The organism is Ensifer sp. Root423, from assembly GCF_001426275.1.
Classification (GTDB): domain Bacteria; phylum Pseudomonadota; class Alphaproteobacteria; order Rhizobiales; family Rhizobiaceae; genus Ensifer; species Ensifer adhaerens.
Window position 1 is genome coordinate 80924 of sequence record NZ_LMEG01000012.1, and the last position, 14091, is coordinate 95014.

At 63.9% G+C, this 14091-nt stretch carries 11 protein-coding genes; all 11 read left to right on the forward strand.

All coding sequences use genetic code 11. The features are described from left to right. The first annotated feature begins 49 nt into the window (after positions 1 to 49). The gene (mutS, locus tag ASD01_RS13055) at positions 50 to 2803 is read left to right on the forward strand and encodes a DNA mismatch repair protein MutS (RefSeq protein ID WP_034797424.1); all 2754 of its coding nucleotides are present in this window, start codon (positions 50 to 52) and stop codon (positions 2801 to 2803) included. A gap of 236 nt (positions 2804 to 3039) precedes the next feature. Then, complete coding sequence (locus ASD01_RS13060; protein WP_034797421.1) at positions 3040 to 5883, forward strand: [protein-PII] uridylyltransferase; 2844 nt, start codon at positions 3040 to 3042, stop codon at positions 5881 to 5883. Further along, positions 5880 to 7484, forward strand: coding sequence for a murein biosynthesis integral membrane protein MurJ (murJ, locus tag ASD01_RS13065; protein ID WP_034797419.1), 1605 nt, complete (start codon positions 5880 to 5882; stop codon positions 7482 to 7484). The genes ASD01_RS13060 and murJ overlap by 4 nt, the downstream gene beginning before the upstream one ends. Continuing rightward, complete coding sequence (locus ASD01_RS13070; protein ID WP_034797417.1) at positions 7484 to 7876, forward strand: VOC family protein; 393 nt, start codon at positions 7484 to 7486, stop codon at positions 7874 to 7876. The genes murJ and ASD01_RS13070 overlap by 1 nt, the downstream gene beginning before the upstream one ends. 111 nt (positions 7877 to 7987) lie before the next feature. Then, positions 7988 to 9052 (forward strand): tryptophan--tRNA ligase, encoded by a 1065-nt coding sequence (trpS, locus tag ASD01_RS13075; RefSeq protein ID WP_034797415.1) that lies wholly within the window; start codon positions 7988 to 7990, stop codon positions 9050 to 9052. Positions 9053 to 9218: 166 nt separating this feature from the next. Next, positions 9219 to 9710 (forward strand): universal stress protein, encoded by a 492-nt coding sequence (locus tag ASD01_RS13080; RefSeq protein ID WP_034797413.1) that lies wholly within the window; start codon positions 9219 to 9221, stop codon positions 9708 to 9710. A gap of 105 nt (positions 9711 to 9815) precedes the next feature. After that, the gene (locus ASD01_RS13085; protein ID WP_034797411.1) at positions 9816 to 10382 is read left to right on the forward strand and encodes a NifU family protein; all 567 of its coding nucleotides are present in this window, start codon (positions 9816 to 9818) and stop codon (positions 10380 to 10382) included. A gap of 101 nt (positions 10383 to 10483) precedes the next feature. Then, on the forward strand, positions 10484 to 11143 hold the full coding sequence (gene tsaB, locus ASD01_RS13090; RefSeq protein WP_034797409.1) for a tRNA (adenosine(37)-N6)-threonylcarbamoyltransferase complex dimerization subunit type 1 TsaB: 660 nt from the start codon (positions 10484 to 10486) through the stop codon (positions 11141 to 11143). A 6-nt stretch (positions 11144 to 11149) separates the two neighbouring features. Next, positions 11150 to 11647, forward strand: coding sequence for a GNAT family N-acetyltransferase (locus ASD01_RS13095; protein WP_060519776.1), 498 nt, complete (start codon positions 11150 to 11152; stop codon positions 11645 to 11647). A 154-nt stretch (positions 11648 to 11801) separates the two neighbouring features. Next, a complete protein-coding gene (olsA, locus tag ASD01_RS13100) occupies positions 11802 to 12593 on the forward strand; it encodes a lyso-ornithine lipid O-acyltransferase (RefSeq protein WP_034797405.1) in 792 nt (263 codons plus the stop codon). 71 nt (positions 12594 to 12664) lie between these two features. Beyond that, the gene (miaB, locus tag ASD01_RS13105; RefSeq protein WP_034797403.1) at positions 12665 to 14065 is read left to right on the forward strand and encodes a tRNA (N6-isopentenyl adenosine(37)-C2)-methylthiotransferase MiaB; all 1401 of its coding nucleotides are present in this window, start codon (positions 12665 to 12667) and stop codon (positions 14063 to 14065) included. Positions 14066 to 14091 lie beyond the last annotated feature (26 nt).

Genomic DNA, 14091 nt, shown 5'->3' on the forward strand with positions numbered 1-14091 from the left:
GTCTATAATTCCTTGGCGATAGTGTGCCATCTCTTTTTTCGGGACAATCATGAATTTCGTGACAGACTATTCGACCCGCGCGGGGGAGGTTTTATCCGCAGCCGAATTGGCGAGCGAGGAAAGCCGTTCCACGGCGACGCCGATGATGGAACAGTTCATCGAGATCAAGGCGAACAACCCGGATTCGCTGCTGTTCTACCGCATGGGCGACTTCTACGAGCTGTTCTTCCAGGACGCGGTCGAAGCCTCGCGCGCGCTCGGCATCACGCTCACCAAGCGCGGCCAGCACATGGGTCAGGAAATTCCGATGTGTGGCGTGCCGGTACATGCGGCCGACGATTACCTGCAGAAACTGATCGGTCTCGGCTTTCGCGTCGCCGTCTGCGAGCAGGTGGAAGACCCGGCGGAAGCGAAGAAGCGCGGCAGCAAGTCGGTGGTGCGCCGCGACGTCGTGCGCTTGGTCACTCCGGGCACGATCACCGAAGAGAAACTGCTTTCGCCGTCCGAGACCAACTATCTGATGGCGCTGGCGCGCATCAAGAGCGGGTCCGAGCCTGCCTACGCGCTCGCTTGGATCGACATTTCGACCGGCATCTTCCGCCTCGCCGAGACAGCCGAGAGCCGGCTGCTTGCGGACATCCTGCGTATCGAGCCGCGCGAACTGATCCTTGCAGACACCGTGTTTCACGACCCGGAACTAAGGCCCGTCTTCGACGTGCTCGGCCGCGTTGCCGTGCCGCAGCCGGCGGTCTTGTTCGACAGCGCCACGGCGGAAGGGCGCATCAGCCGCTACTTCGGCGTCAAGACGCTTGATGGCTTCGGCACGTTTTCCCGTGCGGAACTCGCAGCCGCTTCCGCGGCGATCTCCTATGTCGAGAAGACCCAGCTTGCCGAACGCCCGGCACTCGGCACGCCGGAGCGCGAAAGTGCCGCCTCGACCTTGTTCATCGATCCGGCGACCCGCGGCAATCTCGAACTGGTGAAGACGCTGTCCGGCGCGCGCGAGGGCACGCTGCTGAAGGCGCTCGACCGCACGGTGACAAGCGGCGGCGCCCGCCTTCTTGCCGAGCGGCTGATGTCGCCGCTGACCGACCCGGACCGTATCAATGAGCGTCTCGATTCCATCGAGATCCTGGCGGACCAGCCGTCCTTTGCCGGCGACCTGCGCGATGCGCTACGTCGCGCGCCGGATATGCCGCGCGCCCTGTCGCGACTGGCGCTCGGGCGCGGCGGCCCGCGCGACCTCGGTGCCATCCAGGCCGGCTTGCACGCGTCTGCGTCGATTTCGCGGTTGATGGCGGCGGGCACCCTCTCGGACGAACTGAAGGATGCGCGCGCCGCAATCGATGCGCTTCCCGCAGGCCTGCTCGGCCTGCTCGATGCGACGCTTGGCGACGAGCTGCCGCTTCTGAAGCGCGACGGCGGTTTCGTCTGCGAAGGCGCCAATGCCGAGCTCGATGAGGTCCGGGGCCTGCGCGACCAGTCGCGCCGGGTGATCGCCGGGCTGCAGCTGCAATATTCCGAAGAGACCGGCATCAAGTCGCTGAAGATCAAGCACAACAACGTGCTCGGCTACTTCATCGAGGTGACGGCGGGCAATGCCGGCTCGATGACCGACACCGACGCCGGTCGCGCCCGTTTCATCCATCGCCAAACGATGGCGAACGCGATGCGCTTCACCACGACGGAACTGGCCGAGCTTGAAAGCAAGATCGCCAACGCCGCCGACCGGGCGCTGTCGATCGAGCTCGCAGCCTTCGACCAGATGACGGCGGAGGTCGTTGCCGCGGCCGAGGTGCTGAAGGCGGCAGCGTTCGCGCTTGCGACCCTCGACGTCTCGGTCGGGCTTGCGGTCCTTGCCGAGGAGCAGGCCTATGCCCGCCCCACCGTTGACCGCTCGCGCATGTTTGCCATCGACGGCGGCCGACATCCGGTGGTCGAGCAGGCACTGAAGCGCCAGGCATCGAATGCCTTCGTCGCCAATGGCTGCGATCTCTCTCCGCCTGAGGGCGAGGAGGGTGGCGCGATCTGGCTGCTCACCGGTCCCAACATGGGCGGTAAATCGACCTTCCTGCGCCAGAACGCGCTGATCGCGATCATGGCGCAGATGGGCACCTTCGTTCCTGCCGCGAGCGCCCATATCGGCATCGTCGACCGGCTCTTCTCCCGCGTCGGCGCCTCCGACGATCTGGCGCGCGGTCGCTCGACCTTCATGGTCGAGATGGTCGAGACCGCGGCGATCCTCAACCAGGCGACCGACCGCTCGCTGGTGATCCTCGACGAGATCGGTCGTGGCACCGCCACCTTCGACGGCCTGTCAATCGCCTGGGCGGCAGTCGAGCACCTGCATGAGGCGAACCGCTGCCGCGGCCTCTTTGCCACCCACTTCCATGAACTGACCGTGCTCTCGGAAAAACTCGGCCGTCTCTCGAACGCGACGATGCGCGTCAAGGAATGGCACGGCGATGTGATCTTCCTGCATGAGGTCGGTCCGGGCGCCGCCGACCGCTCCTATGGCATTCAGGTCGCGCGTCTCGCTGGCCTGCCGGCCTCGGTCGTGGCTCGCGCCAAGGACGTGCTCGCCAAGCTCGAGGACGCCGATCGCAAGAACCCGGCGAGCCAACTGATCGACGATCTGCCGCTGTTCCAGGTGGCGATCCGTCGTGAAGAGGTGAAGCCCGCCGGAAACTCCAAGATCGACGAGGCGCTGAAGGCGCTGAACCCCGACGACATGACGCCGCGCGAGGCGCTCGATGCGCTCTATGCGCTGAAGAAGGAACTGAGCGCCGCCAAGGCGGGATGACAGGACGTGCGTGCGGTTTTCCGCTCGCACTCTATCACCCGTTGGCCGAAGCGGCGCTACGCCTTTTTCCTGTGCAAGCCGTCTGTAAAAAGGCTATACAGCGCCGCACGCTTTTGCGGGCGCGGCGCTCGAATTGTTGTGTGGTCTTTATTCGGCCTCGGTCGCAAGGATCATGCAGGAGCGCTTGACAGCGAACGACCACGCAACCAGTCGGACAGGACGCCCCTCGGCACTTCATGGGCAGACACGAAACCTTCTTTCCCGAAATCCTCGACGTCGCAGCGCTCCGGGCAAAATGCGACTTCATCGCCTCGGCCCACGCCGAACAGCGCGACCCGATGCGTCAGGCATTGCTGGCGGCTTTCAAGCAGGCAAATGTCGCCGGCCGGGCGAAGGCCCGCGAGCTGTTCAACGCCGATGGTGCTGGCATTCTCTGCGCCGAACGTATTTCCTGGCTGCAGGATCAACTGATTACAGTGCTGCATGATTTCGTGCTGAACGAGATCTTCGACGCAGCCAATGCACCGCCCGCGTCCCGGATCGCCGTGACGGCGGTCGGCGGCTATGGCCGCGGCACGCTGGCGCCGGGTTCAGACATCGATCTTCTGTTCCTGCTGCCGGTCAAGAAGGCCGTCTGGGCCGAGCCGGCGATCGAGTTCATGCTCTATATACTCTGGGATCTGGGCTTCAAGGTCGGCCACGCCACCCGCACCATCGACGAGTGCATCCGGCTATCGCGCGCCGACATGACGATCCGCACGGCCATCCTCGAGACGCGCTATATCTGTGGCTCCGAGACATTGTGCGCCGAGCTTGAAACGCGCTTCGATCATGAGATCGTCCGCAACACCGGCCCGGATTTCATCGCCGCCAAGCTTGCCGAACGCGACGAGCGCCACCGCAAGGCCGGCGACACGCGCTACCTCGTCGAGCCCAACGTCAAGGAAGGCAAGGGCGGGCTTCGCGACCTGCACACGCTGTTCTGGATCGCCAAGTACTTCTACCGGCTGAAGGACACCGCCGACCTCGTCAAGCTCGGCGTGCTTTCGCGGCAGGAGTACCAGCTCTTCCAGAAGGCCGAGGACTTCCTCTGGGCGGTGCGCTGCCACATGCATTTCCTCACCGGAAAATCCGAGGAACGGCTCTCTTTCGACATCCAGCGCGAGATCGCCGAGGCACTCGGCTATCACGACCATCCGGGCCTTTCAGCCGTCGAACGCTTCATGAAGCACTTCTTCCTGGTGGCAAAGGACGTCGGCGATCTCACCCGTATCTTCTGCGCAGCACTCGAAGATCAGCAGGCCAAGGACGCGCCCGGCATTTCCGGGCTCATCGGCCGCTTCACCCATCGTAGCCGCAAGATTGCCGGAACGCTCGATTTCGTCGACGACGGCGGTCGCATCGCGCTTGCAAGCCCCGACGTCTTTAAGCGCGATCCGGTCAATCTGCTGCGCTTCTTCCACATCGCCGATATCAACGGGCTGGAATTCCACCCGGCGGCACTGCGCCAGGTCACGCGGTCGCTGAGCCTGATCAAGCCGGCGCTGCGCGAAAACGAGGAGGCGAACCGCCTCTTCCTGTCGATCCTCACGTCCCGCCGCAAGCCGGAGCTGATCCTCCGGCGCATGAACGAAGCCGGCGTGCTCGGCCGCTTCATTCCGGATTTCGGCAAGATCGTCTCGATGATGCAGTTCAACATGTATCATCACTATACGGTCGACGAGCATCTGCTGCGCACCGTCGACGTGCTGTCGCGCATCGAAGGCGGTATCGAGGAGGAGGCCCATCCGCTCGTCGCCAAGCTGATGCCGGGGATCGAGGAGCGCGAGGCGCTCTATGTCGCCGTGCTGCTGCACGACATCGCCAAGGGCCGGCCGGAGGATCACTCGACCGCCGGCGCCAAGGTGGCACGCAAGCTCTGCCCGCGCTTCGGGCTGTCGCCGAAGCAGACGGAGCTGGTCGCCTGGCTGATCGAGGAGCATCTGCTGATGTCGATGGTCGCCCAGACGCGCGACCTCAACGACCGCAAGACGATCGTCGACTTTGCCGAGCGGGTACAGTCGCTTGATCGGTTGAAGATGCTGCTCGTCCTGACCGTCTGCGATATCCGCGCCGTCGGCCCGGGTGTCTGGAACGGCTGGAAGGGACAGCTTCTGCGCACGCTCTACTACGAGACCGAGCTGTTGCTGTCGGGCGGCTTCTCCGAGCTGTCGCGCAAGGAGCGTGCGGCCCATGCCGCCGTCATGCTCGGCGAGGCCTTGACGGACTGGTCCGAGAAGGAGCGCGAGGATTACGTGCGCCTGCACTACCAGCCCTATCTCCTGACGGTGGCGCTGGAAGACCAGATCCGGCATGCGCGCTTCATCCGCGAGGCGGATGCCGCCGGCAAGGCGCTGGCGACGATGGTGCGTACCCACCAGTTCCACGCGATCACCGAAATCACCGTGCTTTCGCCCGACCATCCGCGGCTTTTGACCGTGATTGCCGGTGCCTGTGCGGCCGCCGGCGCAAACATCGTCGACGCGCAGATCTTCACGACCTCGGACGGCCGTGCGCTCGATACCATCCTCGTCAACCGCGAGTTCGCCGTCGACGAGGACGAGATGCGCCGGGCAGCGAGCATCGGCAAGCTGATCGAGGACGTGCTTTCGGGCCGCAAGCGGCTGCCGGAAGTCATTGCCAGCCGCACCAAGGTGAAGAAGCGCACCAAGGCGTTTACCGTCACGCCGGAAGTGACGATCAGCAACACGCTGTCGAACAAGTTCACCGTGATCGAAGTCGAAGGCCTCGACCGTCCAGGCCTCTTGTCCGAGATCACCGCGGTGCTATCCGATCTTTCGCTCGACATCGCCTCGGCCCACATCACCACCTTCGGTGAAAAGGTGATCGACACCTTCTACGTCACCGATCTCGTCGGCCAGAAGGTGACGAGTGAAAACCGTCAGATGAACATTGCCGCCCGCCTCAAGGCCGTCATGGCCGGGGAGGGGGACGAGGCGCGCGACCGCATGCCCTCGGGCATCATCGCGCCGCCCCCGGGCGTTTCCTCCGCTCAAAGAACGACAAAAGCCGAAACATGAGTCTGGTCAAGAAATTTGCAACCGTCGGCGGCGCGACGCTCGGAAGCCGCCTGTTCGGCTTCATCCGCGAAACCTTCATGGCGGCAGCGCTTGGCACCGGCCCGGTTGCCGACGCCTTCAACACCGCCTTCCGTCTGCCCAACACCTTCCGCCGGCTGTTTGCCGAGGGCGCCTTCAATTCCGCTTTCGTGCCGCTCTTTGCCCGGGAAATCGAGGCGAACGGCATGGATGGGGCGCGGCGTTTCTCCGAGGAGGTCTTTGGCGTCCTCTTCACCGTGCTCCTGTTCCTGACGATCGCGATGGAACTGACGATGCCCTTCATCGTCAGCAACCTGATCGCGCCCGGCTTTGCCGACGATCCGGAAAAACTCGGAAGCACCATCGTCTTTGCCGCGATCATGTTCCCCTATCTCGCCTGTATGTCGCTGGCGGCGATGATGGCGGGCATGCTGAATTCGCTGCACCGCTATTTCGCGGCGGCGATCGCGCCGGTCTTCCTCAATTTCATCCTCATCGGCGTGCTCGGCTATGCCTGGTATGCGGGCCAGGATCCGATCGCGGTCGGCTACGGCCTTTCCTGGGGCGTCATGGCCGCCGGTCTCGTCCAGCTCGCAATCGTCTGGATCGCCGTGCGCGATGCCGGCATCAAGATCGGCCTTCGTCGCCCGAAGATGACCGCCAACGTGAAGCGCCTGCTCGTACTGGCGCTGCCGGCGGCGATCACCGGCGGCATCACCCAGATCAACCTCCTGATCAACACCAACATTGCGTCTGCCCAGGAAGGTGCGGTGTCGTCGCTCGTCTATGCCGACCGTATCTATCAGCTTCCGCTCGGCGTCGTCGGCATTGCCGTCGCAACCGTGCTTCTGCCGGAACTCGCCCGCGCGCTGCGTTCGGGCAATGTCAACGAGGCCTCGAACCTGCAGAACCGCTCGGTCGAGTTCACGCTGTTCCTGACGCTGCCGGCCGCCGCCGCTTTGCTCGTCATGTCCGAGCCAATCGTCCGGTTGCTGTTCGAGCGCGGCAAGTTCTCGCCGGAATCGACCATCATCGTCGGTCATATCCTGGCAATTTACGGCCTCGGCCTGCCGGCCTTCGTGCTGATCAAGGCCTTCATTCCCGGCTTTTTCGCGCGCGAGGACACGCGCACGCCGATGATCTTCGCCGCGATTTCCGTCGTCGTGAACGTGTCCCTGGCGCTCACCCTGTTCCCACGGCTTGGCGCGAGCGGCATCGCCACCGCCGAGATCGTTGCCGGCTGGGTGAATGCCGTGCTGCTTTTCGCAACGCTTGTCTGGCGCGGCCATTGGGGCAGGGACATCCCGCTTCTGACCCGTATCCCGCGTCTCGTCCTCGCGGCGGCGGGCATGGCGGCGGCGCTGTATTACGCTGTCGGCTGGTTCGCTTTCGAACTGTCCTCTGCCGCGTCCCTGCTGACGCGGGCAACGACGCTGACGGGCCTGGTCGCAGTCGCCATGGTGATCTACTTCGGGCTCGCCTTCGGCCTCGGCGGCGCGAGCCTCGGCATGATCCGCCGCAACATCAAGCGGGGCGCGAAAGCGCCTGCGGAGCCTGCAGCAACGCCGGAGGCGGGTGACTGATGCGCCAGACGATCGCACGCATTGCCCTGGTCGTGCCGGATTATGACGCCGGCATCGCCTTCTATTGCGGCAAGCTCGGTTTTGATCTCTTGGAGGACACCGTTCTCGACGCCACCAAGCGCTGGGTCGTCGTCCGTCCCAAGGGGGCCGTCGAAACGGCGCTGCTGCTTGCCAAGGCTGACGGCGAGCGCCAGCAGGCGGCGGTCGGCAACCAGACCGGCGGGCGGGTCGGGTTCTTCCTGTTCACCGACGATTTTTCCCGCGACCATGCGGCGATGCTGGCCGCAGGCGTCGTCTTTCTGGAGGCGCCGCGCCATGAGCCCTATGGCACCGTGGCGGTCTTCAGCGATCCCTTCGGCAACCATTGGGATCTGCTGCAGCCGGCGGGATGAAGGGGCTTCTCCGAGCCTCTTGATTGCCTCTCATCCTGCGTGCATAAGCCAGTCCGTTAGCTACATGGGCGATCATGCCCTGGGGCCCTCCACCAGCCTATTGAGGACGACATGAACGAATTTAAGCCGCTCGTATTCTCCGGCGTTCAGCCGACGGGCAATCTCCATCTCGGCAATTATCTCGGCGCGATCCGCAAGTTCGTGGCGCTGCAGGAAAACAACGATTGCATCTATTGCGTCGTCGACCTGCACTCGATCACCGCGCAGCTCGTGCATGAGGACCTGAAGGGGCAGATCCGCTCGATCGCCGCCGCCTTCATCGCTTCGGGCATCGATCCGAACAAGCATATTGTCTTCAACCAGTCGGCCGTGCCGCAGCACGCGGAACTCGCCTGGATCTTCAATTGCGTCGCCCGCATCGGCTGGATGAACCGCATGACGCAGTTCAAGGACAAGGCCGGCAAGGACCGCGAGAATGCGTCGCTCGGCCTGCTGGCCTATCCGAGTCTGATGGCGGCCGACATCCTCGTCTATCGCGCCACCCATGTTCCCGTTGGCGACGACCAGAAGCAGCACCTGGAGCTGACGCGTGATATCGCCCAGAAGTTCAACATCGACTTCATGGAGCATATTCGCAGCGCTGGTTACGGTGTCGACATGGTTGTCGGCGAAGAGCCGATCCATGCCTACTTCCCGCCGGTCGAGCCGCTGATCGGTGGCGCTACGCCGCGCGTCATGTCGCTGCGTGACGGCACCAAGAAGATGTCGAAGTCGGATCCCTCCGATCTCTCGCGCGTCAACCTGATGGACGACGCAGAGACGATCTCGAAGAAGATCCGCAAGGCCAAGACCGATCCGGACGCGCTTCCGAGCGAAGTGGACGGTCTGAAGGGTCGTCCCGAGGCGGACAACCTCGTCGGTATCTACGCGGCGCTGTCGGACAAGACCAAGGAGCAGGTGCTCGCCGAATTCGGTGGGCAGCAGTTCTCGGTCTTCAAGCCGGCGCTGGTCGACCTTGCGGTTGAGGTTCTCTCGCCGATCACGGCCGAGATGCGCCGCCTGATGGGCGACACCGCCCATATCGACGCAATCCTTAGGGATGGCGGCGAGCGGGCGCGGGCGCGGGCAGAAAAGACGATGCGCGAAGTGCGCGAAATCATCGGCTTTCTGCAGTAAATTGATTGGGTCCGGGGAACTCCCGGACCCAGTTTCATTTTGATGGTCGGACTTCGCTAGCCGAAGTGAACCTCGACCGGAAAGCCTCGGGCACTTTTCCGTGCCCTCGTCCGAAACGCAAAAATCAGACCTTGCGGCGGCTCGCGCGGGATGTATTGTTCACCCTATGGTCTCGACCCGACTCTCTCGACTTGAAGGACACCGCCGCAAATTCATGGCGGTGATAGACGATACCCCGGAATGCGGGCGCGCCGTGCACTATGCGGGCATGCGCGCCAAGAATTCCAATGGTGGCCTCGTCCTGCTCTATGTGATCGCCGACGGCGACTTCCAGCAATGGCTGGGGGTCGAGGAAATCATGCGTGCGGAAGCACGCGAGGAGGCCGAGGCGACGCTCGCCAAGGTGTCCCAATCGGTCCGCGAGCGGATCGGCATCGAGCCCGAGGTCGTCATCCGCGAGGGCACGGCCACGGAGCAGATCCACGCGGCGATCGAAGAAGATCGCGACATCGCCATTCTGGTTCTCGCGGCCGGCTCGGCGAAAGAAGGCCCCGGTCCGCTGGTGTCGTCCATTGCCGGCAAGGCCGCGGCCTTTCCGATCCCCGTCACGGTCATCCCGGATGCCTTGACGGATGAGGAGATCGACGCGCTCAGTTGACCTGCGTCGCTATGTGCTCTTGCGACTAGACGGCCATGCTCCTATATTCTTTTGAATTATTCTAAAAAGCTGGGCGGATGCCGCTCCGGCGAAACGGAGACAGACATGTTCATTCAGACCGAAGCCACGCCGAATCCGGCGACGCTGAAGTTTTTGCCGGGCAAGGTCGTCCTGGAAAACGGCACGGCCGAGTTCCGCGACGAGGAAGAAGCACGCGCCGGCTCGCCGCTCGCGGCACGGCTGTTTTCGATCCCCGGCGTCACCGGCGTCTATTTCGGCTACGATTTCATTACCGTCAGCAAGGAAGGCCAGGAATGGCAGCACCTGAAGCCGGCGATCCTCGGTTCGATCATGGAGCACTTCATGTCGGGCCAGGCGATCATGGCTGGCAGCGGCCGCGCCGAGCAGTCCGACGAGGAAGACGAGTTCTTCGACGAGGGTGACGAAACGATCGTCGCCACGATCAAGGAACTGTTGGAAACCCGCGTACGTCCGGCCGTCGCCCAGGATGGCGGTGACATCACCTTCCGCGGCTTCAAGGATGGGACTGTGTTCCTCAACATGAAGGGCGCCTGCTCCGGTTGCCCGTCGTCCACCGCGACGCTGAAGCATGGCGTGCAGAACCTGCTGCGCCACTTCGTTCCCGAGGTGGAGGCCGTCGAGGCCGTCTGATATAGCGCGCGCCTGTCCGGCGCGCCGGTTTCGCGTATCGATTTTGCCGCAAAGCCCGATCGGCTTTGCGGCTTGTGGCGTCTGAAAGATCCTGCGTTGAAATGATTGTACTTGCGCTCGACACGTCCGGTTCCGGTTGCTCCGTTGCCGTCTATGACAGCGAAACGGAAGCCGTGCTCGGGCGTTCCGGGGCCGATCTCGGCAAGGGACACGCCGAGCGGCTGATGGAGTTCGTCGACGAGGCATTGGCTGCGTCCGGCCGGTCGCTTGACGCTATCGACCGCATCGCCGTCACTGTCGGCCCGGGATCCTTCACCGGCATTCGCGTCGGCGTAGCGGCCGCTCGCGGCCTGGCGCTTGCGCTCGGCAAACCCGCCGTCGGCGTCTCGACACTTGCGGTCGTGGCCGAGGGGCTGCGCCGGACGGCCGCCGGAAAGCCCGTCCTTGTCGCCATCGACGCCAAGCGGGACGAGGTCTATCTCCAGGCTTTCGATGCGACCGGTAGCGCCACGGGTGAGCCCGAAGCACTCTCCGTCGGAAGTGCGCGCGAACGATTTGCCGGTTTCGACGGCGTCATAGGCGGCTCCGGCGCGCATCTCGTCGCTGCCGATCTACCGCTCAAGCCTTCAGAACTCATCGATGTCGCCGCCGTCGCCAAACTTGGTGCCGCTGCCGATCCAGCCTCGGCCAAGCCGCGTCCGTTATATCTCCGAGGCCCCGACGCCAAGCCGCAGGCGGGCTTCGCGATTGCCCGAGCATAGACCGAGATGAGCTTCACCGATTACTTCACCCGCCGCACCGAGTTCGACATCTTCCCCTTGGAGGAGGCGGACCTGATTGCCGCGGCGGCGCTGCACCGTCAGCGTTTCGCGGCCCCGTGGAGCGATGGCGAAATCCATGCGCTTCTGGTCCAAGAGACGGTGTTCGGCTTTGTCGCCCGGCAGACCAATGGCAGCTTTCGCCCGGCATTCGGTGGGTTTGTCCTGTCGCGTGCGGTTGCCGGTGAGGCGGAAATCCTGACGATCGGTGTCGAGCCGCGTTATGCGCGCTCCGGTCTCGGCTGGCGGTTGATGCAGGCGGCAATGCGTGAAGCGCTGGTCAAGGGCTCCGAGGCCCTGTTCCTCGAAGTCGACGAGACCAACCAGCCGGCAATCGGGCTTTACCGTAAGCTCGGCTTCAACAAGGTCGGCGAACGCCGCGCCTATTACCAGGACAAGGCCGGCCAGCGGACCGCCGCGCTTGTCATGCGGCTCGATCTTCGCTAGTCCCGACACGGACAGGGGCAGGATGAGGAAGGCCAAGGCGGTCTTCCGCCCGCATCCCGCATTACCCTATCGGAACAGGTCACGATGATCGCGCCGCGGTTCGGCTCCAGATCATCGAGATTCTCAAGGTCTCGCGCAGGAAAACTCTTCCCGGATGGTCAATTGGCTACGGATCGCGATCTTCGCAGCGCTTCTGGCGCTGGTTTCGCTCGTGCTGATGCCGCTTCAGGTCGTCTGCCTCTGGCTTGATCTGAAACCCCGGCGCCGTCTGCCGCGATATTGGCACCGGCTCGCCTGTTACCTTCTTGGCATAAAGGTGCGCGTTCATGGCATGGCGGATCGCCGCCGGCCGCTTTTGATCTGCGCCAACCACGCCTCCTGGAAGGACATTCTGGTGCTCTCCTCGGTTGCCGACGTCGTCTTCGTCGCCAAGTCCGAGGTGAAGGGCTGGCCGGTCTTCGGCGTGCTTGCCCGGCTGCAGGCGTCGATCTTCGTCGAGCGCGAGCAGAAGCGCTCGACCGGCAAGCAGGTGAGCGAAATCGGCGAGCGCATGGCGGCCGGTGAAATCGTCGTGCTCTTTCCCGAGGGAACGACCTCCGACGGCAACCGTCTGCTGGAGATCAAGACCTCGCTTTTCGGGGCTGCCGCTTCCGCCGTGCCGCATTCGCCGACCGGTCTCGTGCATGTGCAGCCGGTCGCGATCTCCTATACCGGTATCCATGGCATGCCGATGGGCCGCTTCAACCGGCCGATCGCCGCCTGGCCGGGCGACACCGAACTGGTGCCGCATTTGCTCGGCATCCTGCGTGAGGGCGCGATCGAAGTCGACGTCGATTTCGGTGAGGCCATCGATTACGACCGCCATACCAATCGCAAGGAGGTGAGCCGCACGGTCGAGCAGCGCATCCGCAGCATGCTGTCGGATCGTCTGCGCGGGCGGGCTTGAAACGCCCCGGGCAAGGACCGCTGCGCCGAAAATACTTCAACTTCCGACCGCTTTGCACTAAAGAACCCGGCATGACCCAGGAAACCGCCCTTCTGTCGACGACGCCCGCCACGGGCGACGAGCGCGCCCCGGCCCGCAAGGTCTTCGTCAAGACCTACGGCTGCCAGATGAACGTCTACGATTCCGACCGCATGACGGACGCCCTGTCGCGGGACGGCTACGTCTCGACCGATGTGCTGGAAGACGCAGACTTCGTCCTGCTCAACACCTGTCACATTCGCGAGAAGGCGGCAGAGAAGGTGTATTCCGAACTCGGCCGCCTGCGCGATCTGAAGAAGGAAAGGGCCAAGGAAGGCCGCGAGATGGTGATCGGCGTTGCCGGCTGCGTCGCGCAGGCCGAAGGCAACGAGATCCTGCGGCGCGCACCGGCCGTCGACCTGGTGATCGGCCCGACCACCTATCACCGGCTGCCCGAGGCGCTGAAGCGCGCCCGCAGCGGCGAGCGTGTCGTGCAGACGGAGTATGCCGTCGAAGACAAGTTCGAACACCTGCCGGCACCCGACAAGGCAAAGACCCGCATGCGCGGCGTTACCGCGTTCCTGACGGTTCAGGAAGGCTGCGACAAGTTCTGCACCTTCTGTGTCGTGCCCTACACGCGCGGCTCCGAGGTTTCCCGCCCCGTCGCCCAGATCGTCTCGGAGGCGGAAAAGCTGGTCGAGGGCGGCGTGCGCGAGATCACCCTGCTCGGTCAGAACGTCAACGCCTGGCACGGCGTCGGGCCCGATGGCCGCGAATGGGGCCTTGGCGACCTGCTTTCGCGTCTTGGCGAGATCGGGGGTCTTGCCCGGCTGCGTTACACCACCAGCCACCCGCGCGACATGGACGACAGCCTGATCGAGGCGCATCGCTCGATGGTAAAGCTGATGCCCTACCTGCACTTGCCGGTGCAGTCCGGCTCCGACCGTATCCTGAAGGCGATGAACCGCAGGCATACGGCGGCGGAATATCTGGCGCTGATCGCGCGCATCCGCGCCGTCCAGCCGGACCTCGCATTGTCGGGCGATTTCATCGTCGGCTTCCCCGGCGAGACCGATGAAGACTTCGAGGACACCATGCGCCTCGTCGAAGCCGTGGGTTATGCACAGGCATTTTCATTCAAATATTCGACCCGTCCCGGCACGCCGGGCGCCGAGCTCGGCGACCAGGTTCCCGAGGACGTGAAAGCCAAGCGCTTGGAAAAATTGCAGGCTTTGCTGTTTTCCCAGCAGCGCGCCTTTGCCGAGTCCTGCGTCGGCCGCGAAATCGACCTGCTTTTGGAGAAGGAAGGGCGCATGCCCGGCCAGCTCGTCGGGCGATCGCCGTGGCTGCAGCCGGTGAATGTTGATGCAAAAGCATCGCAAATCGGTGACATTATCAAGGTGCGAATCATCAAGGCCGGGCCGAACAGCCTGTTTGCGGAGATGATCGGGTAAGGACCGAAAACAAGGAGCCTGAACCG

Coding starts and splice junctions, on each gene's coding strand:
- mutS (WP_034797424.1), top strand. CDS start 50: ATGAATTTCGTGACAGACTATTCGACCCGCGCGGGGGAGGTTTTATCC.
- ASD01_RS13060 (WP_034797421.1), top strand. CDS start 3,040: ATGGGCAGACACGAAACCTTCTTTCCCGAAATCCTCGACGTCGCAGCG.
- murJ (WP_034797419.1), top strand. CDS start 5,880: ATGAGTCTGGTCAAGAAATTTGCAACCGTCGGCGGCGCGACGCTCGGA.
- ASD01_RS13070 (WP_034797417.1), top strand. CDS start 7,484: ATGCGCCAGACGATCGCACGCATTGCCCTGGTCGTGCCGGATTATGAC.
- trpS (WP_034797415.1), top strand. CDS start 7,988: ATGAACGAATTTAAGCCGCTCGTATTCTCCGGCGTTCAGCCGACGGGC.
- ASD01_RS13080 (WP_034797413.1), top strand. CDS start 9,219: ATGGTCTCGACCCGACTCTCTCGACTTGAAGGACACCGCCGCAAATTC.
- ASD01_RS13085 (WP_034797411.1), top strand. CDS start 9,816: ATGTTCATTCAGACCGAAGCCACGCCGAATCCGGCGACGCTGAAGTTT.
- tsaB (WP_034797409.1), top strand. CDS start 10,484: ATGATTGTACTTGCGCTCGACACGTCCGGTTCCGGTTGCTCCGTTGCC.
- ASD01_RS13095 (WP_060519776.1), top strand. CDS start 11,150: ATGAGCTTCACCGATTACTTCACCCGCCGCACCGAGTTCGACATCTTC.
- olsA (WP_034797405.1), top strand. CDS start 11,802: ATGGTCAATTGGCTACGGATCGCGATCTTCGCAGCGCTTCTGGCGCTG.
- miaB (WP_034797403.1), top strand. CDS start 12,665: ATGACCCAGGAAACCGCCCTTCTGTCGACGACGCCCGCCACGGGCGAC.